The sequence below is a fragment of the Leptospira adleri genome (assembly GCF_002811985.1).
Taxonomy (GTDB): Bacteria; Spirochaetota; Leptospiria; order Leptospirales; family Leptospiraceae; genus Leptospira; species Leptospira adleri.
Genome location: NZ_NPDU01000006.1, coordinates 50,902 through 72,736 on the forward strand (window position 1 = coordinate 50,902; position 21,835 = coordinate 72,736).

Consider the following 21,835-nt stretch of genomic DNA (forward strand, 5'->3'; position numbering starts at 1 on the left):
AAAACGAAAATATATCATCGTTAGATGAACATTCTTTCATTTTGAAATTGGAGAATCAAAACATGCAATCCTCATACAATCGTCCTTTGGAAACGATCGGTCCGATCGAAGCGGTGCATCTTCCCGGAAATCCGGAAGCATACACGATCATTCTTTTTCACGGATACGGAGCAAACGCTTACGATCTTTCTCCTCTCAGCGCCTATCTTGATCTTCCGGAAGGAACCAATTGGCTTTTTCCGAACGGGATCTTGGAAATTCCGGTGATGCCGGGTTACAACGGCAGGGCTTGGTTTCCGATCGATATGGAAGCTCTGCAGAGGGCGATGGTCACCGGAGGTTACAGAGATTTTTCGGATCGTTATCCCGCGGGACTAGAAAGCGCTCGAGAGAAGGCGGTCGAGATGATTCGTAGCCTCGGACTTTCTATGGACAGAGTGATCCTTGGCGGGTTCAGCCAAGGCGCGATGCTCGCCACCGATATCGCTCTTCATTCTGAAATTGATCCCGCAGGACTTCTTATTCTTTCCGGAACTCTGATCAGTGAAACCGATTGGAGACGTTTGGCGGAGAAGAAGAAGGACTACAAATTTTTTCAGAGTCATGGAAGAATGGATCCCGTTCTCGGTTATCCCGCCGCGAAAAAGTTGGAACAACTTTTGATCGGGGCCGGTTGGAAAGGGGAAATGATCGCTTTTCCGGGTGGACACGAAATTCCTGAGATCGTACTTAGGGGTATGAACCTGTATCTCAGGAACATCACAGGATGACAGCAACGCTCGTAGAAAAATACATCGCTCTTAAAAATAAGTATCGAAATTACGATACGAAAGAAGCGCTCAAACGGATGCAGGCTTTCCGGATCGCGCTCAAGGAATTGCAGGAGAAAGGTTTTCACACCGGAGTCGAAATCCTAGGTTCGATCAATTTTGGAATCGTCGAAACCGCTTCGGATATAGACTGTATTCTTCTTCATTTTTGCGATCTTCACAAAGAGGTGGAATGTCCGGAATACTGTCCTAACTTTCTTTACGAGACCGAAGAGATAAAGGCTTCTCTTCGAAAACGTCTGAACGATGAAAATCTGAAAGTCGAATTTTTGGATTGTATCAATTTAAGAATGGTTGAAAAAGCCATGGAAAAGAAGGAGAACCTGAAGGACAGCGAACTCCTCAAAAGACTTATGTTTTACAGAACGATAGGCCGTCCGGTCAATCGTCCTCTATTTATTCCTTACTGCGAAAAGTTGGAAGAAAACGAAGAATTCTTACAGGATATCTTAGAATGGGGTTCCGAGGCGCTGGAGGATTATATCCGCACTTCGAGACATCGCTTTTCGTTTAACAAATACAACGAAAGAATCGAAGGCGCCGGACTCGCGTTGCCTCCCGGATTAAAGGAAGAATTGAAAAGTTATCTCGACCAAGTTCCCGAAAATAGCTGAAAGAAAACTTCCGTTCGGTCTAACTTTGGGACGTTGTATTCGGAATCTTTCTCTTTTGGCGTCGTACATTCAAAAAATTATAAAAATATTGGAGAGCGATTAGAAAGCGATTTCCGTTTTTTGAAATGAGTGATACGCTTTTAGATCGAGTGTTCTATGACTGAAAACAAAATCAAAACCGCATCGTTCGGTGAAACTCTTTCCGCAAAACAGAGAATCCTTTGGTCCAAACTGATTCCTCTTTTTTTCTTTCTTCTTATTTTTCCCGCGCTGATGATCGGTAATAAAGTTCCTAACGGAGAATTGACGATCGATGGAAAATACAAATACTATAACGTAGGATTGCAGGATCAGTTTACGTTTTTAGAAATCAACGGTCAGATCGAAAATCTATCCGGAAAGGATCACGCGGAAGCGTTTTTTACGATGAACTTTTATGATAAGGACGACGTCCTTTTAGAAACCTGTCAGTTTGCGGTTCAGGGTCTGCCGGCCGGTCACAAAAGGGATTTTTACGCAAGCGCGAAATACGTAGATCCAAAACTGATCAAACGGTTTACGATCGAATTCGACGGAATCAATTAATATAAAAAAGGAATATAAGAGATTACTTATGAATAGGAAAAAATTCTTTCTCGGCGTTCTCCTGGTTTTGACTCTGAATTGCGGTTCAACGGTGCATCCCGGACAGATCGGATTGTTCTGGAAACCGTTCGGAGTCACCGATGTCGGTCTCAGTAAGGATCCCGTCTTAAACGGATTCTACTGGTTGTTGCCTTGGAATGATATTTATACGTATTCGATGCAATGGGATTCCCACAAAGAGAAAGTGGACGTGCTGACAAACGACGACTTAAAGATCGACGTTCAGGCGGTCATTATTCTTCGCCCGATCCGGGAGGAAATTTATCAGCTTCACGTGGAAGTAGGTCCGGAATATTATAGAAGTATTGTGCAGCCGGAATTTCGCGCTTCGATTCGAAACATCGTTTCGCATCATCAGATGATTCAGATTTCTAAGAACAGCGCGGTTCTTGCCAGAGATATCAAGACCGCCGTGATCGAAAGGACCAAGGGAAAACACATTGAAGTTTTCGACGTGATTCTCGACGATATAGAATATTCTCCGAACATGTTGCACGCGATCGAAGCTAAGTTGACGAAACAGCAGGAGCTGGAACAGCAAAAATACGAACTCGAAATTGCCGAGAAAAATATCGAGATCGCGAAGAAGCGGGCGAGGGCCGACGCCGAGGCGCAGATGATTCGGGCCGACGGTCAGGCGAAGTCGCAGGCGATCATCAACGAGAAATTGACGACGAGGTACCTTCAATACAAGGCTTTTGATAATCCGAATTCTAAAATGATTTTTATTCCTTTGGATAAGAGCAATCTTCCGATTGTGGTGAGTCCGAAAGAATAGTTTTTAAAGGGCCCGTTTTTAGAAAGATTTTTCTAAGAATCGCTAAAAAGCGGGTCCGGATCGAACTCGATCCTTCGAAGGATCGTCTTTTCGACCAGGTCGAGGTGCCAGACATAGCTGTAAGAGTTGTGAAACGGTGGACATCCAACATTCAAAACTTCGTCGATAGAATCTCCGACCCCGGCGGAATCCAGCCAGAAAAGATAATTCAGCATAAAACACCGGGACACGCCGTGCGCGGCGGAAAGAAGACCAAGAATCATCCAAGCCTCGGACTCAATTCTAAGATTCACTCGAACCAACTTTCCGAGATCTCTCTGATAAAGAGTTTTCCCCGCCTTCTTGTTGATCCGTCTTTTCGATAGCATGAACTTTTGATATCTTTTCAAAAGAGGAAAAATTCGCTTCGGAAGTTCTTTTCTTTTTTCATCGGATAACGAATTCAGAAAACGTTCCGGAAAAAGGACGGTTTCCACATCCTTCTTATTGGAAGGAAGAATCGATCGAATGTTTCTCTCTTTATAAAGATAAATGGTCCCCATACTCTGAACGGTTCTTCACAAACGAAGAATGGAGGGATCAAAAGGAATATTGAATGGAATTTTCGGACAAATCTTCTAATTTTTTGAACTTTTCAAAGTCCTCATTTTTGCAACTTGGAACGAAAAAGAGGAAAGGTCAGAGCCGTTAAAAAAAGAATCAGAGAAGAAAAGAGAATCAGAATTGAGTAGAGTTGAATCAGAATCCCTCCAAAAAACAAAACGTAAGGAGAATCGAACCCGAATACTTTTGTAAGTTTATTCCGAGAAACAAACCCACAATCGAAAAAATAATCGGCCAAATCGGCGCATACAAATCTCCTTACTTACAAAAAAAACCAATTGAAAAATTCGTACCGAATCCTGCATTTTTCAAAGTCGGAATTTCCTCCGCTCAATGAGCGATCAAACTGTGAAACTCCGGGTCCTCTCGAAAATTATCGAAGTCGCGATCTTTAAAATCGTTTTTCGATTTTCCGAGCGCTAAGGCGATCTGAGTGTAACGAAGCGTATCCGCTTTGTTTTTTTCCAAAGAATTCAAACAAGCAAGATTGAAAGCGAGCCGGCTGTCTTTGATTTCGGGAGGAAGAAGATTTTTCACCAAGGAAAGAAATTTTCCCCCGCCGTATTTTGCGATAAAGACGATGATATCTCCCGCGAAGTATTCGGTCGTGTTGTATATCTTCCCGGATTCGTTTCCTTTCACGATGGATTGAGTGTTGATTCCTAAATTCTCATAGATCTCGTGATAACAGTTGAGAACCCAGCCCGCCACGTCCGGTTTGTTTTCCTTTAAAAAACGGTTCAAAGCGATCGAACTGATCTGCATTGCTAAGTCGCTTAACTTTTCTTTTTCCTCTTTTGAGGAAACTTTTTCTTTGTATTCTAAGATACGATCGAATTCCCTTTTGTATCGATCTTGATTTTCGTGAAAGTTCTGATCCAAACGTTCTATGGATTGTTCCATCGTGCTCTTCCAAACGCCCGCGTAGTCTTCCATAACGTCGCCGGTGATATCGTCCAAAAGTCCTTGTTTTTCTTCCGAGATTTCCTTTCTCTTTTTAGGCCGATTCTCCTTTGGAAAATATTCGTCGAAGAAAGACTTTTCGATTCCTTTCTGAGAATGATAAGCGACGCTCGGTTCTTCGTCGTGATAATGCGAATACGCGAAATAGATTCCTTCTTCTTTCGGGACTTTTTCGAATTCGTTTCCGTGGGCGACGGAAATAAAATTCTCAACGGATAGAAAAGCAAGAATGTCCCGAACGGAATTATAATCGTCTCCGAGAATTTCTACGATCTCGTCTCCTGAAATTTCGGAAGAATTATGATTTTCTAATATACTCCGGTAGAATGCGGTGAAATCCAAAATATAATCAACGACGTTGGCGCCTTCCGAAATCGCGTCTTCGAAGTCTTTTCCCGCGTGCCAATCAAATCCGAGAAAAACCACTTCTCCCGCGTCGTCCCAATAAGAATCGAAAACTAAAATTTTCTCTTTGACCGCGCCGTTTTTCCCGAGACCCGCGATCCATTTTAAGATCGTTCTGTGGATCCTGAACGCAAGAGAATGCCAGTCGAATTCCAAGATTCTTCTTGCGATATCGGAATCGTTTTCGGAAATCTGAACCGCTCTGTGCGCCATAAACTCCTGAAACTTTCTGGAAACGATCGGAGTTCCGTCAAAACTCAAATCCTCTTCCGAATCCACGTCGATGTCTCGGACCCAACGGCAAATTTCCCGAAGTAAAAATCCGCCCATGCCGTAACGAACCGTAGGAGGTTCCAGATCGCAGCTTCCGTGATCCACGCAGGAGATCGCGGCTTCTCCGAATTTGTTTTTGATAAAAGGATGAAATACGAGCCAGTTTTGGCCTCCGTCGAACGCGCCTAAGGATTGTACGTCGGAAAAATCTTTCCCAACGATTTCCAGAGGAGCGATCCACCAACTTTCTCCTTCTTCTAGGATTTCCTCTTCCCAACCGAAGTCGCCTTTTACGACGGCGGGTTGATCCGGAGAATTTTCTTCCGCTTCGATTCCACGGATCGCAAAGGTCGGATCATCGTCATCGTCGTGTTTGATTTCGATTCCGTTGAAGATACAAGCGAATTTCGCCGTCGAGTCGGGAACGGAAGTATGAATTTTTCCCAAGAAAGGTTTTTGCCAACAGAGATGCACGGGACTTTTGTCGTCGTAAGACCAAGGTAAGGTAAGAATCAATTGGTCTTCTTCGATTTTGACTTCGGTGATTTTGGAAAGAATTTGATCCAGAAGAATTTTACATTCTTCCGTTTCCGTCAAAAATTGAAAGTGATTTCGAAGCGCTTCTTTTGAATCGGAGGCTTCCACGATTTGATTCCAACTTTCCAGATAATTCGCGTCGCCGGAAAGAATTTTGTAGTTAGGAATTTGATTGGATTCTTGAAATCCTTGTTTTGTTTTTTCTTCTATGAGTCTTTCGAATTCTTTGCTGCATTCGTCTCTTTTTTCAAAATTAAGAATTCTTCTTTTTCCAAGCGTTCCCGTTTTTCCGAAAGAGAGAATGATGGAATAACCGGAGATTTCGATTTGCCAAAACGTTATGAGTCCGTTTCGAGTATGAGTGAAATGTTTTCTCATGGTAAAACCTGATTCTTAGATTCTAATGATGTGGGTTCACAGTATAATTCATTGCAGAAAAATTTACCTATCGCGTTATATTCTGAAAAGAACAGAATTATACATCCAGAGATAACGAATTGAATCCGTTGTGGATGAAATCTCAGCTTGTTTTTGCGATTGCTTGAACAGGATCCGAAACGTGTCGAATGTCCATTCCCGTATTCAAGCGGACCAATTCTTCCGCGATGTTGACCGCGTAGTCTCCCGTTCTTTCCAAACAAAGTATGAGACGATACACATCCGCGAATTGATTCTTATCCAATCTAGGATCCATTACGAATTTTAAGAATGCGGATTGACAGAGGTTGTTGATTTCTTCTTCGACCGAATGAACGCTTCCGTAAAAACGATTTTTTTCCTCGACCAAAGATTCCACGGCCATGCCTACGATCGTAATCACTCTGGACAAAAGTTTGTTTAAGATTTCTTCGTCGCAGAAAAAACGTTTCGGAATCAGACCTCTTCTAAAACACTTCGCGCAGTTGACGATCTGGTCTCCCATTCTTTCCAAATTTCGAGTGATCCGGATCGCGGAAAGTGCGAAACGAAGAGGGTCCCTTTTTAAGATGACCTCGCCGTCGACTTGATCCATTCCCATCGAATTCCGATTGGCGACGGCCTCCAAAATCGCGTTCTGAGAAAGGTTGTCGTTTTGTTTTTCGAGATTGTCTATGAGATCGTCTCGGTCGATTAGCTTTCTTGCAAGTTCGGAATCGTCTGCCTCCAGAGCGTCGTCGAGGAGAAGTACTTGTTCGAGACAAAGCTCCGCCATGCTGTAGAGATTTTTGCGGAGGAAGTCAAACTTGGAAGTCATAGGATTTATTAAGACCTGTGGATTTGATAACAAAGTTCCAAATCAAATTTATCACAAAAAGTGTACAAAAGTTCAGGTACTCCGAATCCTTCTTAAAAACCGGTTTTGGTCAAGAAGATTTTCTTTTGAGTAAAATCTTGTCTCCGATTTCCTGGATCTTCGCCGCGGGGATCTTTTTTCTCTCTTTCGAAAGAGGGTTGAGGGATGTTTTCACGAGTAGAAATTCCAGCTTACCGTTTTTGGAAATCACTTCTTCCACGATTCCCGCTTCGGAACCGTCGCTGTCCAGAACCTTGAGTCCTTTGTATTTTTCAAAAGGGATCGTATTCAGAAGGATCGCGTCCACTCCTAAAGTGCGAACGAAGTCGATTCCCACAAAAAGATCGGGTTTCATAAAACCTTGGTCGATCGTAATTCCGATGATTCTTTTTTCCGCCCGATCGATATGAAGTTTGACCACGACCCCGAGAATCTGGCCTTCCGGATCCAGAGCTTCCTTTCCGAGAATATCGTCGGAGGTGATCGTATTACTTTCGTTTGACATAGTCTTTCTTTAATAAGATATTCTTAATGGAGGTTTCGATGTCTTCCGGATAAAATTCGATCTTAGGGGAGAATGGAAATTTCCGGACCCAGAAGCGGATCAGTTTGGAAGTTCCGGGAGAAACTTGAATTGCAACTACGGATCCGAGAAGTCTTGCGTTTTTGTCGTAGACTCTTTTACCGAGGAGATTGCTCGGAGGATCGATCTTTAAGAGGATTCTCTCTTTGGAATCGGATTTGAGATATTCTTTTGAAAAGTAGATTTTTCGAAGTCCTTTGAGAACGACGATGCCCGAAAGATTTCCCGAAAGAATTTTGACGTCGATCAATCTTCCGGAGTTCTCTCCGGATTTGGAGAGAACGTTTTTTCCGAGGAAACTCCAAAAACTTTTCGAGTCTTTGAGTTCTTTTTCTTTATCCGTAAATAGAATCATCGGATTCCAGAATTCAGGAGAATTCTAAAGAATCCAATTCTTTTTGTTTTCTATAAAGTTCCCGATTTATGAAGAATCTGCCAGATCAAACAGATGAAACTTCCGTATTGAGTCACAAAACCGGTGAAACGAACGTTTACCGCCATCTCGGAACCCGAGCTGAGATGTGCTAAGGATTGTACGAGCCTCGCGCCTAAGATGATCTGACAAACCAGTGCGAACGTGGAATCTAAAACTCCGACGAAGGCTCCGATCAAAACCAAGGTTGCGAAGATCGGAAGATTTTCCACGCAGTTAACGTGGGCTCTGTTGAGTCTCCAATAGAAGCCGCTTCCGTGTTCCATTCCCGAAGGGAACTCGTTCGATTTTTTTTCCCCTTTTAAAACCTTAAACGTGCGAATGCTGATCACTCCGACTCCCAGAAGGATGGTCCAAGTAGCAAAGCCGATCAACGCGATGATTGCAGGATTCATTTTTTCTCCACTCTTTGTTTTTTCGGAGAATGGAATCAATCTTCGTTCCGATGGCAAGCCGGATTTTCAGATCGGAAACTTCTTCTTTCGGGATCTCGCTCTACGTCGAATCGAATTCTAAAAATAAAAAGACGTTCGTAACGAAAAGATAAACGTATCATGAAAGAAATATACGAACCCGGGCGGAATTGAAAACGCGGTTCCAATCTTTTTGTCCGATCGAAGGAACGGGATTTTATTTTTTTTGAATCAGTTCCAAAATTTCCTTTTTACGATCGAGAGATTCAAGGCTTCCAACCGCGGTCCATTCAAACGTTTCGAATCGGGAGGAAGGGCGTAAGAATATGATAAAATCTTGATTCTCCTCGTTTATCTCCCGAGAAGGATTGTAAGAAAGATAAATGGGAGAAACAGAAAGTCCGGTTCCATAATAAAGAATATGGAGTTCGAGAGAATTGAGAAAATTCGCCGGAAGGACCGAAATCGTCTTTTGATCCGATTGTCCTTTTAGAATTTCGCGAACTTCGTAGTGGGCGATTCTTCTTTCGAAATCGGGGACTTTATTTCTGAGCTTTTCCTGAATTCCGAGTTCCTTTAGGAGTTTGGAATGAACCTTAATTTTGGTTATAGAAAAGGAAGGATCGGCGGCCCGGACCGAAAATATATACGGAGAACTTCGGACCAATTCCTCAAGGGTGATTGTTTGGTAATGAACTTGGCTCATACAAAGAAACGGAATCCAAAGACAAAGAATGAAAACTAACGCGTTCTTGGAAAGGTTCATGGAAGAATTCCGAAATGTAAATTCGATTTTAAAATCGCAAACCGTTCTGTAAAGAAAATGTCGGACGGGAAGTCCGGGAAATGCGAAAAGTTTCCCGTTTCTCCGTTAAATTTGACTTGAATAGTCTTTGATAAGGATATGATTTTCAAGGGACTGGTATTTTCAAAATTTATAATATTCCTTGCGGGTCGATTCAAATGTTCGATGTTTTGATTACAAAATGCGATCGGAAACGTTTTCCGATCTTTTTCTCAGTAAAAAAGAATACGTCCTTGTCGCTCTGTATTCTGATTTGTTTTTGTTTCTTTTCCTGCAAAGAAAAACAGGATAACAGCGGCCTTCAATTTATGTTGGGCGTGACCCTTTGTGCTTTGCCGGCGAACAACGTCGTCGAGCCGGCGACTCCGAACGAAGTGAAAGTATTTCCTTCCGGCGCCGTCGCGGCGATCTATCAGAGAACGAGCAATTACGACCAGGATTCAAGCGAAGAAGTGACTCTTTCTTTCAGCGTCGACGGGAAAAGTTTCTCGAGCAGAACGCTCAAACCTTTGGTTCAGGGCGGATACCAAGCCCAGTATTTTTTAAGAACCGAATCCGACTATTATGCCGCGAATCATAAGACGGTCGTATATAAGACGAATGACTCGGGACAAAGCTGGTCCCCGTTTCCTTTTGCTTCCAACTTTTGGGGCGTCGTCGGCAACGGCGATTATCACTGGGTTCAATTTGCGGATGTAAATTCTGGAATACGATTTTCTTCGGCGAGGACTTCCGATTATACAAATTACAATTCTTATATGGAACGGACGACGGATGGAGGAAACGCTTGGGATCAGACGAATCTATCTTCTCAGTTCTATTCCGTTTCCAACGTTTATCTGAAATCATCCCAGGAAGTGATTCTTATCGGGACGAACCAAGGCCAATTGGGAGCTTATAGAATTTTTTATTCGAACGATGCGGGTCGGACTTTTACACAAACGAATGGGTCCGTTTCTATGTACGCAAGGATCGCCTTTTTGGATTCTTTGAACGGATGGGTTTTTTCAACTTCGAATCCTTTGTTGCGGACCGCAGATGGGGGACTTACTTGGACTTCCGTTGTTCACAATCTGACCGGCGGTTCCTTTCAGGTCGTGAAATTTTTAAATACGAACAACGGTTATGCGTTGTATGGTCCGTATCAATCCTACAAATTTTATAAAACTACGGACGGAGGCGCCAACTGGACCTTAATTCCGCTTCCGTTCGCGAGCGGAGGATTGGACGGCACGTTTGACGCGGGCGCGGGGAAGATTTTTATAGCCTATAAAACGAAACTTTTCGGTTCGAACGACGAGTTTGCGACCTATGAAGAAGCGGATCCCGGATTGAAATTAAGAAAGTATTCCTATTCGAACGCGGTCGTAAATCCGGCCTGTCTTATGTATTCCCTCTAAAACCATCAGATTCTTAAAAAAAGGAACAAACAAAGTTTGTCCCTTTTGATTTTTTGATCGGCCTGTGTATCAGAATATTCTAAAATTCTAATCTCCGTCCGCGTTGGAAGGAAGGGCGTTCGCGCCGAGGATTCCGATGACTTCGGTCGCAAACGTGTTTCTCAAATCTTTGAAAAGATCGTAAACCTGTTCGTCGACAAAGGTCAAATTTCCGGTCAAATCCGCTTTGAGAGTGGCGGAGGCGTTGATTCTACTTTGAAGATTGTTTTTGAGGGTCGCGATTTTGTTTCTGACCCTTGTGTCCAAGGAACTGTTCTGAAGTTTTACGAGATAACTGAGCGATCTGGAATCCGGATCTCCCGCGTTTCCCGCGTAAACGAGTTCGAGACCTTCCACCGAAGATAAAAGATCTCGATAAGAAGAATCGCTGTAGATCGATTCCAGCTTTGCGGGATATTGGGTCGCGCCTGCAAGAGTGAGTCCCGCGGGAACTCCGATACGGATGTCCTGGTTCGTATATTCCAATTGAACGATCCCGTTGATAAACGAATCGACCGCGTCTTTGATTCCTACAAAAGAATTGGATCCGGTCGCGAGCTCGTTTGCAAAGGAAGAATTCCATGAGTTGTAGAGTCTCTGGCAATCGAGTTGGATCACACTTGCGAGGGAAGCGATATAAGCTCTTCTTCCCGCGCTTCCCCCGTTTGCGGTATCGATTGCGGCTAACGTATGAACGTTTGCTCCGTTGTCGAAGATAAAATATTCTAAAGCGGCGAATCCTTTTCTTGTAAGCGGATATCCGTCCACCGTACTCGAAGAGGGACTTGTTGCGGCTGCTGTGTCGAGATCGGTGGAAACGGGTCGATTGGTTTCTCCCAAAATGTATCCGTCCAGTTTGTGAAAGTATGTGGACGGAAGATAGGAACGGTTGATGTAAAAGATCTCCGCTTGCTTAAACAGTTTTCTTGCGGCTAACCATTTGTTTTGAAGATCTGCTAAATCCGTTTGGCCCGTCCCGGTTCCGGCGGTCGTCTGATACGTCGCCGCGCTTGTCTTCAACTGATTCGATGCGGCCAGAAGTTTGCTGAATTGCGGAAGCGCCACTTGGTTCGCGGAATAGTTCAGAAATTCTCCCGTACTTGCGTTTGCGAAAAGGGCGACTAACAATGTTTCGGCGCCGGAGATCTTTCCTATTTCTTCGCAGCGAATTCCCGGAAAAACCACAAAAAAAGCCGTAAGAAGAATTTTGATCTTCTTTGCGATAAGAGCGCTCTTTTTGGATGAATTAGAAAATTCTAAAATTCTCATAAAGACTCCAGGAAAAGAATCAGCTTGTCTCGGTCGGCTTTCGGAAGGGCGACGAATTTATTTTTGGAATTGAGGGCTTCGCCTCCGTGCCAGAGGATCGCTTCCTTGTGGCCTCTTGCTCTTCCGTCGTGAAGAAGGTTGTTGTGACCGTTTACCTTTTGCACGAGACCCGTTCCCCAAAGCGGAGGGGTTCTCCATTCGGTTCCGGTCGCTTCGAAGTCTTCGCGATTGTCGGCAAGATCGGTTCCCATGTCGTGAAGAAGAAGATCCGTATAAGGTTTGATATGCTGAAAGGAAACTTCCGGAAATCCGTCTATGGCGCCCGTAAAGATATACGGCTTGTGACAGGAGTTGCAGCCTACTTGTGTAAAGAGTTCTTTGCCGCGAACCACGTCCGCATTCGTCCAGTTTCTTCTTCCGGGAACGCTTACGAGTCTTGTGTATAATGTGACGAGGTCTGCGGTCTTTTTGGAAATTTCGGTTCCTTCCGCAGTCCCGTTGTTGCCCGGTGTGGACGCGAGACAGTTTGCCTGTGCGGCGGTGCAATTTTGCGTAGGAAAGAGCGGACTTGTGATTCCTATATCTCCTAAAAACGCTCCTTGGTTTTGTTGCGGTAAGTTCGGCTCGTTCGCCTTCCAACCGAATCTTCCAAGAACTTTCTTTTGAAGTTTTGCGTCCCATACAGTATTCGGTTTTCCTGATATACCGTCTCCATCCAAATCGTTCGGATCCGCGAAGGAAAGAATCGTAGATTCGGGGATCGCTTCCAAAAGTCCGAGGCCGGGAATCATCGGAGAAGTGCGGGGAGATTGATTGACTACGGCTGGAGTTCCGAACGCCCAAGCGGAAATCGTAAACGTCGGTCTTCTGAGAGAATATGCTTCTCCGTCCGGAAAGGTTCCGGGTTCTTCCGCGAACGTTACCGTTGTAGTCGCTTCTGCGGGAACTAAAGGAGGTCCGGCGACTCCGTGGTCGTTGATCTGAAGTCCGTAGTTGTCGAGTCCGACGGGACCGCCCGTGATCGGATCCTTTCCATTCTTACTGACTCGAATTAGCATCGTGGAGAAATTACTACTTCCGCTTGCGGGTGGAGTTCCTCTTCCGTCTTTAACGTGACAACCGTTGCAAGAGGTGCTGTTGAATACGGGGCCTAAACCGTCGGATGCGGAGTTCCCGCCTTGCACCCAAAGACGATTGAAAAAAGAATTCCCGCCCTGAAAGTCGATGTTCCCGTTGTCTCGAAGATTGGCCGCGACCAAATCGAACGCGTTTACGGTGCTATCGAACGTCGTCGTAAATCCGCCGGAGTATTGTTCGCCCGGATCCAGATTCTGAAGGACAAGAAGAATGGTTGCCAATTCTAGATCGTCGTTCTTTTTCTTATGATCTAAAATCCCGCACTGCGAGAATAAAACGAAAAGGATTCCCAGGAGGAATCCCATTCGTATATTAGAATATGTTGAAACCTTGAAGGAAGAAAATTCTTCCTTCCTTTTTGTGATTTTGTTTTTCATAACGATTCATCTTTTTTTATATTTTATTTTCTAACTTAAATGGAGAAGTCCGTGATCGAAACCCCGACCGCCTTTGCTGCGTCCGTGATCGTTTTTTTCAGAGTGTCACCGATCAATTTCTGAGTATTAAAAAGGATATTGTACTCCGAGTCCGTGTTGCGGATGATCTGATCGTAACGTCCCGTCAACGATCCGGTAGGACAGCTTGTCGTATAGTTCGGATCGGATGTTTGCTCCGGAAGATTGAGACAGAACGCGTCTCTCGAAGCGGTGACTTGGGAAGCGATCGGAGGAGCGGTGAACGTTCCGAAAAGCGTACTCAAACCGGGGCCTGTGGAAATCACGGTTCCTTTTTTGATTTGAAAGGATCCGTTCCAAAGATTCAGAACTCCTTGCGCGTCGTAATAGAAGTCGGCTTTGGTGGTATCGCTAAAACAAGAATGTTCTTCTTCTTGTTGTCCGTCGAATGTTCCGGTAAGTCTTTGTCCACCCCATTCTCCCGCGATAAACTTGCCGAGTCCTTGGAAGATGTTCGTGATCGCCGTGTTTGGACTGGATTTCATGAGATTGGAATAAGTGGTTCCATCGGAGAATTGATCCCGGATGAGTTTCAATTGAAGGACCATCGCGTCGGTGATCGCTTTCATGTAAGCCTTTCTTCTTGCTCCGCCTGCGGTTGCATTTGCAAAATCACTCACGGGGCGTTGACCGGAAACTTGATTGATTCCGCCGTTGGAGAGATCCTGTCCCCAGAGAAGATATTCTACGGCGTGCCAGCCTACGGTTACTACCTTTTCATCGTTTCCTTCGGTTGCGGCTGTTGCAGTTGCGTCCCCGTTTACGGCTAAGATTGCTGTATAAGTCGTAGCTCCTGCGCCGCCGATATAGTTGTCGATTGCGGATTCATCCAGAGGCCAAGCGTTGAGAAGCCCTTCGCATTCCAAGGCTCCGGATCCGTCCGTAGCCGCACCGCAGCCTATTACGTCCGAATTGTCGATGGGACCGGATGAAAAACGGAACGCTTCGGTCACGAGATATGAGGCTCGTGCGATGACGAAGAGATTCTTTAAGTTCGTATGATCCGCGGCCGTTGGAGTCGCGGTCGCTGCGAAAGTATTTACCGCGGTTTGGAGGGCGACTGCGTCCTTGTAACTTTGATCGTAAGATTGGTAACCCAATTGAAGATAACGGTCTACGACTTGGGCCTTTGTGGCGGTCGGAACGGATCCTAAGGCGACGATTCCCGCAAGAATCGTGGAATCGTTGTTATTCTTATCCGGTTTGCAATTCAGAAATAGAAAAGAAACCAAGATAAGGAGAATGGAAAGAAGCGATGTCTTTTTTAGATACATGAGAGTTTCCTAAATGTCTTTGAAAAAAGGTCCCGGAAGCCGACTTTCGCCGACAACCGGGGAATTTTCGATGAACTGGTTGTTATGATATTGATACTAATTCTCAAAATCATATTTTTGGTCAATCGAAAATCTTCTGTTGGATTGAAATTGCGGGAACTCCCGCAAAAAAATCCGTAAAAAGGGGAGTTCCCGCTTTTTAAAATCGAAATCCGGCCTTCCAAGGGGCGTTTTTTCGAAGAAAAGTAGGAACTCATACTCCGAGTTCGCAAAGCGGAATCCGCGTGCGAAAGCGATTCCATTCTGATTGGATTAGAGTTCAAAGCTGACTCCGACGTTGATTTGGCGGAAAGGTCCGACTTGGATTCCTTCCGGAAGTCGACCGGAGATGTAGCGGACGTCTCCGAGGTTTTTACCGGTCACAAAAACGCTCCAACGTTTGATCGGATCCTTATATCCGATGTTCGCGTTTACGAGAGCGTAGGCTGGAATGACCCCCGTTTCACCGGAACTGTCCGAAGAAATATTCAAATACTGTAATACTTTTTTGCCGAGAGGATCCGTGATCGAATCCGCCCAATAAACCGTCCGAGTGTTTGTGTCGTCGTGGAATTGAGCCGAAAAATACTGATATTCCGCTCTTGCATAAAAACCCTTAGGATGAATGTAGCCAAAGGAAATCGTAGCCGTGTCCCTCGAAACGTAAGGAACGTAATTTCCGTTCTTGTCCCTTTGAGTGACTATAAAATCCAAGAGGGATTGGTTCGCGGTCACTTTGGAAGTATCGATGGAATATTGATTCATCTTCGCGTCGGCTCTTGTATAGATGAGTTCGATAGGAAGTTTGAAGTTTGCGTCGAAGATCTTCGCCGGATCAAAGGTGATATTCGTTTCCAAACCGCGGCTATATGTTCTCCCTCCGTTTTTAGCGGAGGACGCAGAATCGTTTCCGGATGTGGAAGAAGTGATGATGATCTGATTTACGTAATTCAGATCGAAGTAGGTCACTTGGGCATTTAAGTAATTTGTAATATCCCCTCTGATTCCGGTTTCATAGTTATAGGAATACTCGGGATCTATTTTATTGATCACGCCAGAATTGTTCAGCGCATCCTGATAGCGCGGAGGGGAGAATCCTTTGTGCGCGCCTGCGAACCAAGTGAGATCCTTTTTGATATCGTAGGTAAGACCCAAACCCGGGATGAGAACGTGATACGTATGTCTGCTTCCCTTATCCACTTCCTGAGGAGGAGAATTCGGATCCGGTTGGTTCGTAACCGGATCGAGGGCTTGCTGACGAAGAATCGTTCTGTTTTGAGTAAACGTCTCGTAACGAACTCCGGGAATCACCGAAAACTTATCGTAAAATTTAAAACTGTTTTGCGCGAAACCCGCGACCGACTTCGTATTGTTGACTTCGTGATCCCGGAGTTGTCCCGACTTTGCCAGAGAATATTCGGAAGACGCGGTCCCTGTCGCGGGATTTCCCAATCCGTTTCCGAAGATCGCATAATCCGGCGTAGATGGTCCGTCTATGTATTTGATATCCGCTGTTTCATAGTGATAACGAAGACCCGCGTCCAACTGATTCTTAATTCCGAAAAATTGATAGTCTTGTTGGTAACGGGATTCCGCCCCGACGAAACGATAGGCGCGGTCCCTGTGTCCGACGCTGTCCAACATATAAACCGTGTCGCCCGGTCTGTTGACGAAAGGCTCCGTATCATAGGCTTTGATAACGTTACCCGGAAGAGAGCCGAAATAAGAACCCGTATTACGAACGTAGTTTTGTCTCGCCCAGTTTCTTTCCGTATAAGCCGCGTAAACTTTCGTGACAAGTTTGGAATTATCGGTGATCTTCCATTCGTGACCGATGTCTCCGGAATATCTCTGAAGTTTTCGATTATCCTGTTCCGCAAAATTCGAAGAAGAATTGTTCCAGAATTGAGCCGTCGTCAAACCGAGATAAGTCATGTTTGCGTCTTGGACGGTCCCGACGAATTTTGTAGTGAGAGCGTGTTTCTCGTTCAGATCGGTGACCGACTTAAAGGAAACCTCATGAAGACGAAAGTCTTGGTGATCTCGGAAGCCGTTCCCTTGTTTGCGAAGGACCATAATATCGATCCCCGTGTTTCCGAAAGTTCCGCCGTAGGAAATTTGAGAAGAGAAGAATCCGTAAGATCCTCCCTGCATGGAAACGGAAAGAACCGGATCTTTGGGAGGACGTTTGGTGATGAAGTTGACAACACCGCCGATAGTCGACGGTCCGAAGAGAATCGCTCCCGATCCTTTGACTACTTCGATTCTTTCCATACGATCGATGTTAGGCGTATAGTATTGTTCCGGAGCGGAATAAGGATTGAGAGAGGTGAAGATTCCGTCTTCGAGTATGAGGACTTTTCTTCCCAGGTCGCTATTGACTCCTCGAAAACCGATGTTCAAGATCAATCCAGTATCTTGATAACGGATCGAAGCTCCGGGGACTCTTCGGAGGACTTCCATTGAATCCACGGGGCGGGTCTGATCGAGAAATTCTTTTTCGATTACGGTTGCGGAGCCGGGAATTCGTTTGAGATCGTTTTTTCTTTTTCCGATTACGGAAATGGTTCCTCGGGACCATTTTTCCTTTTCAGCTTCCTCCGGTGCAGGGGCCGGAGCCGGTTTTTCTTTGTTTTCCGAAATTTCCTGGGATTGCGCGGGAACTCCCCAGGAAAAGAGGAAAAAGAGTAGAATTGAGACAGACAGAATTGATTTTTTGTGCATCGTCGATTTCGATTTTGAAAATGATTCTCAATATTTGGGTGCTGGGTTTAGAGTCAAGGGAGAATGGAAAGAAAAGAAGGAACATCCAAGAAAAATTCTTAGAAATTAGAACTTAGGGAATGAGAGGGGTAAATGTAGGAACTCCCGCGTTTTCCCTTTCACCAGATGATTTGTCTTAACAAAGAATGTAGGAACTCCTTCGTTTTCCCTTTCACCAAATGATTTGTCTTAACAAAGAACGTGGGAACTCCTTCGTTTCCCTTTCACCAAATGATTTGTCTTAACAAAGAACGTAGGAACTCCTTCGTTTTCCTTTCACCAAATGATTTGTCTTAACAAAGAACGTAGGAACTCCCTCAGAAAATCTTACCGGAAAAAACAAAACGAACGAAAAAAAGAATCACAACCGACTGAGAAAGTTGTCCCGCGAGGAAAACGGGATAAAAGATTTTCTTTTTGTAACGAATCACGCCGAGAATCGCGCTCAAGATCGGCGCCGGCAAAGGAAGAGCGTTGAATGCAAAAATCGCCAAAACGCCATAGCGGTTTAAAAATCCTTTCATTCTATAAAATTTTTTCGGGCTGATCAATTTGATACAAGCACGCGCAGCGATTCTTCCGAGGAAATAATTGATCGAAAAAGAAATCAAAAGTCCGAGTATATGAAGCGCGATGAGATCGCCTCCGTCGAGTTTGGAATACGTCGCGCGGATATATAAGAATTCGATGGGAAGATAAAAGAAAAACAGCCCTCCGAAAAGAGTCGTGAAAAAGACGCCAATCAGACTCGGCTTCCGAATTTCATTTCCCACATAAAGAACGAGTTTCTGCACCGCGCCCAAACCTGGGATTTCGAATTTAAGAATCCCGGATGTCGCCAAGATCAAAAGTGTCACCGCGATCAAAACGGTGGAAAGAAAAATCAGACCGGAGTAAAAATTTCTTTTTTCGTGATACGAAAAAATCTCATCCTTTAGGAATTGCACTCGATTCTTTCTTCCTTATGAGATAAGACGGGACGCGGGAAGCGATCGCGGAAAGAATCAAACCTCCCGTCTCTCTTGTGACTTCGTCGTCAAAGGAAAGATTTTGAATCTGCATCGCGGCAAGAACGGTTCCGGCGGAAAATGCAGCCGAAAGAATCAAGGAAGTTCTCAGCCAGATTTTTGTCTTTTCCGGATACATTATAAATCCTGCATATAGTCCGACTACGCTGAGATAAATCGGCATCCACAGCCAAGGATCCGGATCGTTCCACTGCAGGGCTGCGAACAAAATCCAAAGAAGAATGATTGAAATAGAAAATGCTTTCATGATTCGTGAATCCATTTGAGTTCGTATAAATCCTTTCTTCGATTGGTCAGATTTCTCACCGAACCTTTTTTGCGGAGTTCTTTTAAAAGATCCAGATCCAAGTCTGCGATCAGAGTCATTTCAGTGTTCGGAACCGATTCCGCAGCGACACAATCGTGAGGAAAGGCGAAGTCGGAAGGCGTAAAAACCGCGGACTGCGCGTACTGAATATCCATGTTTTCCACATGAGGAAGCGCTCCGACCGAACCGGAAATCACTACGTAACATTCGTTTTCGATCGCTCTCGCCATCGCGCAGTGTCTGACTCTGTTATAACCGTTTTTCGTGTCCGTATAAAACGGAACAAAAAGAATGTCCATTCCCTGTTCCGCAAGAATTCTAGGAAGCTCCGGAAATTCCACGTCGAAACAGATAAGAATTCCGATCTTACACGAGTCCGTGTTGAATACCGAAAGATTGTATCCGCCTTTTACTCCCCAATAGAAATCCTCGTCCGGCGTTACGTGGAGCTTGTATTGTTCTTCGTAGGTTCCGTCCCTTCTGCATAGATAAGAAACGTTATGCAGGGTTTCATCCCTGTATTCCGGCATACTTCCGGAAATGATGTTCACGTTGTATGAAACTGCAAGCTCCACCATTCTTTCAATGATGCTCTCTGTGTGGCTCGAAAGCGCCCGCATCGCATCGGAAGGGCTTCGATCGTTGTATTTTGCGAGAAGAGACGCGTTGAAGAATTCCGGAAAAAGAACGAAGTCCACGTTGTATCCCGCGACCGTGTCCACAAAAAATTCCACTTGTTTCATCAATTCTTCGATGCCGGTAACGGGTCGCATTTGAAGTTGAACGACTCCGACTCGAACCACGGTTTTTTGTCCGCCGATCAGAGTTGTCTCTTCCTTCTCGTAATATATATTCAACCATTCTAATAGAACCGCGTAAGAACTGAAACCCTTCGTATTTCCGAAGTAGCCTCGTTTGAGTTTTCTTACGTGAAAGCCGTTCGCCAATTGAAAGGATAAGACCGGATCGTAGATTTCCTTGTCTCTCACCTTTTCGATGTATTGCGCGGGAGTCATTGTGTCTTCGTAGTTTTCATAACCCGGCATCCACGCGCCGACTACGATTCGTTTGAGGTTGAGTTTTTCGCAGAGTTCCTTTCTCGCGTCATACAATCTTCGACCGAGACGAAGACCTCGATACTCGGGGTGAACGAAGATATCCACTCCGTAGAGGGAATCTCCATCCTCGTCGTGATTTTTGAGATCTCCCTTTCCTACGATTTCTTCGTAAGTGTGATTGTCTCCGTAATCGGACCACTTGATAATCTGACTGATCGCCGCGCCAACAACTTTGCCGTTGTCTTCGATACAGATTTGGCCTTCGGGAAATTTTGTGATCTGAGATTCGTATTGATTTCTTTTCCAGGCTCCGTCGAATTCGGGAAAAACGATGTCCATGATTTCTTTAACGTCTTCGTAATCGTCCAAGGTAAGAGTTCGGATAACGATCCTATGATCGGATTGAATCTTCTTCTTCTTTTTTCTCGGCTTCTTGCCGCCGGTTCCGTTTGTGGAAATCATCAGAACACTTTACCCGGGTTCATTATGTTTTTGGGATCCATGGATTTTTTGATTTCTTTCATCAGAAGAATTTCGGCTTCCGTTCTGGAAAAATGAAGGAAGTCCTTTTTCAAAAGTCCGATCCCGTGTTCCGCGCTGATTGATCCATGATATTTTTGTAATAAACGAAACATGTCCGGATCCACACTTTTGCATCTTTTGAAGAATTCTTCGTTGGAAATATCTTTCGGTTTAACGATGTTTAGGTGAAGATTTCCGTCCCCCACGTGGCCGAAGAGGGCGATTTCAAAACCGGGATATTCGTCCTTTAAAAGCGCTTCCATTTCGACGAGGAAAGGTTCCATGTTGCGAAGCGGAAGAGAAATGTCGTTTTTATGAACGGTATAATCGATCGAAATACTTTCGCTGATGCCTTCCCTGTATTTCCAGAAAGTTTCTGATTGTTTGGAATTTTGGGCTAGGCTTCCGTCGCTGATCAGTTCTTTTTCCGTGATCGTTTCCAGAAAGCCGAATAACTTTTCGTCGTCGTTTTCGTCCGCGATTTCGAATTCCATCAAGACGTAATACGGGCTCGGAGCCGAAAATGGATCGGGAACCCCCAAATGGGCTTTGACTTTTCCCAAACAATATTCGGTGAAGAATTCGAAAGCGAGAAGAGGCACTTTGACCTGGTGAGTTTCTTTGAAAAGGGAAAGAATGGAAACAAAATCGGGAACCGCCACGAGAAGCACCCGGTTGTCCAGCGGTTTTGTCGTGAGCTTGAGGGTCGCTTCCGTGATGACGCCTAACGTTCCTTCGGAGCCGATGAAAAGCTGTTTCAGGTCGTATCCGGTGTTGTTCTTCAGGACTTCGCCGTTGAATTCTAAAATTTGACCGGTTCCGGTAACGACCGTAAGTCCCAAAACCCATTGACGGACGAGTCCGTAGTGAACGACCCTCACGCCGCCTGCGTTAGTCGCGATGTTTCCTCCGATATGGGAGGAACCCGTCGAAGCGAAGTCCACCGGAAAGTAGAATCCTCTTTCTTCCGATTCTTTGTGAAGATTTTTTGTGATCATTCCCGCTTGAACTTTGATACTTCCGAAAAACGGATCGAAGTCCAGAACCTTATCCATCTTGGAAAGGGAAAGTACGAGTTCTTGATTCTTTGCGATCGCTCCGCCGGCGTAACCGGTTCTTCCGCCGGAAGGGACGACGGCGATGCCGTTTTCAAAAGCGTACTTTACGATTTTTGCAACTTCTTCCGTGTTTGTGGGAAAGGCGAGGATTTCGAAATCGGGACTGTGAACCTTGGTGCGGTCGGTTCCGAAAGAAAGAAAAGTTGCTTCGTCGAAGTCCGGGTCGTTTCTAAAAAATACCTTTCCCGGTCCGATGAGGGATTTTAATTCCGATTTGTTGATTGTGGAAGTCGTACTCATGATTCTGATTTAGTATATTCTGTTTTCTTAA

20 protein-coding genes are annotated in these 21,835 nt (G+C 44.9%); 5 read left to right on the forward strand and 15 right to left on the reverse strand.

The window, feature by feature from the left end; translation table 11 throughout:
• Positions 1–62 precede the first annotated feature (62 nt).
• From CH376_RS03560 to CH376_RS03575, 4 genes are all read left to right on the forward strand, one after another.
• Positions 63–770, forward strand: coding sequence for an alpha/beta hydrolase (locus CH376_RS03560; protein WP_100784799.1), 708 nt, complete (start codon positions 63–65; stop codon positions 768–770).
• Positions 767–1,444: a hypothetical protein gene (locus CH376_RS03565; RefSeq protein WP_100784800.1), complete on the forward strand. Its 678-nt coding sequence runs from the start codon at positions 767–769 to the stop codon at positions 1,442–1,444. The genes CH376_RS03560 and CH376_RS03565 overlap by 4 nt, the downstream gene beginning before the upstream one ends.
• A gap of 156 nt (positions 1,445–1,600) precedes the next feature.
• Positions 1,601–2,029 (forward strand): FxLYD domain-containing protein, encoded by a 429-nt coding sequence (locus tag CH376_RS03570; RefSeq protein ID WP_100784801.1) that lies wholly within the window; start codon positions 1,601–1,603, stop codon positions 2,027–2,029.
• A gap of 28 nt (positions 2,030–2,057) precedes the next feature.
• Positions 2,058–2,867, forward strand: coding sequence for a prohibitin family protein (locus tag CH376_RS03575; RefSeq protein ID WP_100784802.1), 810 nt, complete (start codon positions 2,058–2,060; stop codon positions 2,865–2,867).
• 32 nt (positions 2,868–2,899) lie between these two features.
• Here the strand turns inward: CH376_RS03575 and CH376_RS03580 are convergent, their stop codons facing one another.
• From CH376_RS03580 to CH376_RS03615, 7 genes are all read right to left on the reverse strand, one after another.
• Positions 2,900–3,409 (reverse strand): DUF1564 domain-containing protein, encoded by a 510-nt coding sequence (locus tag CH376_RS03580; RefSeq protein ID WP_100784803.1) that lies wholly within the window; start codon positions 3,407–3,409, stop codon positions 2,900–2,902.
• Positions 3,410–3,800: 391 nt separating this feature from the next.
• Positions 3,801–6,026, reverse strand: a complete 2,226-nt coding sequence (locus tag CH376_RS03590; protein ID WP_100784805.1) for a WGR domain-containing protein — start codon at positions 6,024–6,026, stop codon at positions 3,801–3,803.
• Positions 6,027–6,168: 142 nt separating this feature from the next.
• Positions 6,169–6,882, reverse strand: a complete 714-nt coding sequence (locus tag CH376_RS03595) for a phosphate signaling complex PhoU family protein (protein ID WP_100784806.1) — start codon at positions 6,880–6,882, stop codon at positions 6,169–6,171.
• 109 nt (positions 6,883–6,991) lie between these two features.
• Positions 6,992–7,426: a PRC-barrel domain-containing protein gene (locus CH376_RS03600; RefSeq protein WP_100784807.1), complete on the reverse strand. Its 435-nt coding sequence runs from the start codon at positions 7,424–7,426 to the stop codon at positions 6,992–6,994.
• Positions 7,410–7,859, reverse strand: coding sequence for a hypothetical protein (locus CH376_RS03605; RefSeq protein ID WP_100784808.1), 450 nt, complete (start codon positions 7,857–7,859; stop codon positions 7,410–7,412). Before CH376_RS03605 ends, CH376_RS03600 begins: the two co-directional genes overlap by 17 nt.
• Before the next feature lie 50 nt (positions 7,860–7,909).
• On the reverse strand, positions 7,910–8,332 hold the full coding sequence (locus tag CH376_RS03610) for an MAPEG family protein (protein ID WP_100784809.1): 423 nt from the start codon (positions 8,330–8,332) through the stop codon (positions 7,910–7,912).
• 235 nt (positions 8,333–8,567) lie between these two features.
• Positions 8,568–9,116, reverse strand: coding sequence for a hypothetical protein (locus CH376_RS03615; protein ID WP_100784810.1), 549 nt, complete (start codon positions 9,114–9,116; stop codon positions 8,568–8,570).
• 272 nt (positions 9,117–9,388) lie between these two features.
• Between CH376_RS03615 and CH376_RS03620 the strand changes: the two genes are divergently transcribed.
• Complete coding sequence (locus CH376_RS03620; RefSeq protein ID WP_243398237.1) at positions 9,389–10,555, forward strand: WD40/YVTN/BNR-like repeat-containing protein; 1,167 nt, start codon at positions 9,389–9,391, stop codon at positions 10,553–10,555.
• An 87-nt stretch (positions 10,556–10,642) separates the two neighbouring features.
• Here the strand turns inward: CH376_RS03620 and CH376_RS03625 are convergent, their stop codons facing one another.
• The 8 genes from CH376_RS03625 to CH376_RS03665 all read right to left on the reverse strand — a co-directional run bounded on the left by CH376_RS03625 (position 10,643) and on the right by CH376_RS03665 (position 21,804).
• Positions 10,643–11,863, reverse strand: coding sequence for an imelysin family protein (locus CH376_RS03625; protein WP_100784811.1), 1,221 nt, complete (start codon positions 11,861–11,863; stop codon positions 10,643–10,645).
• A complete protein-coding gene (locus tag CH376_RS03630) occupies positions 11,860–13,377 on the reverse strand; it encodes a di-heme oxidoreductase family protein (protein ID WP_100784812.1) in 1,518 nt (505 codons plus the stop codon). The genes CH376_RS03625 and CH376_RS03630 overlap by 4 nt, the downstream gene beginning before the upstream one ends.
• A gap of 35 nt (positions 13,378–13,412) precedes the next feature.
• Positions 13,413–14,729, reverse strand: coding sequence for an imelysin LruB (lruB, locus tag CH376_RS03635; RefSeq protein ID WP_100784813.1), 1,317 nt, complete (start codon positions 14,727–14,729; stop codon positions 13,413–13,415).
• A 312-nt stretch (positions 14,730–15,041) separates the two neighbouring features.
• Positions 15,042–17,492: a TonB-dependent receptor family protein gene (locus CH376_RS03645; RefSeq protein ID WP_100784815.1), complete on the reverse strand. Its 2,451-nt coding sequence runs from the start codon at positions 17,490–17,492 to the stop codon at positions 15,042–15,044.
• A 356-nt stretch (positions 17,493–17,848) separates the two neighbouring features.
• Entirely contained in the window at positions 17,849–18,478 is a 630-nt protein-coding gene (locus CH376_RS03650; RefSeq protein WP_100784816.1) for a VTT domain-containing protein, read from the reverse strand.
• A complete protein-coding gene (locus CH376_RS03655; RefSeq protein ID WP_100784817.1) occupies positions 18,459–18,821 on the reverse strand; it encodes a transmembrane 220 family protein in 363 nt (120 codons plus the stop codon). Before CH376_RS03655 ends, CH376_RS03650 begins: the two co-directional genes overlap by 20 nt.
• Entirely contained in the window at positions 18,803–20,386 is a 1,584-nt protein-coding gene (locus CH376_RS03660) for a bifunctional GNAT family N-acetyltransferase/carbon-nitrogen hydrolase family protein (protein ID WP_100784818.1), read from the reverse strand. Before CH376_RS03660 ends, CH376_RS03655 begins: the two co-directional genes overlap by 19 nt.
• Complete coding sequence (locus CH376_RS03665; protein ID WP_100784819.1) at positions 20,386–21,804, reverse strand: FAD-binding oxidoreductase; 1,419 nt, start codon at positions 21,802–21,804, stop codon at positions 20,386–20,388. Before CH376_RS03665 ends, CH376_RS03660 begins: the two co-directional genes overlap by 1 nt.
• Positions 21,805–21,835 lie beyond the last annotated feature (31 nt).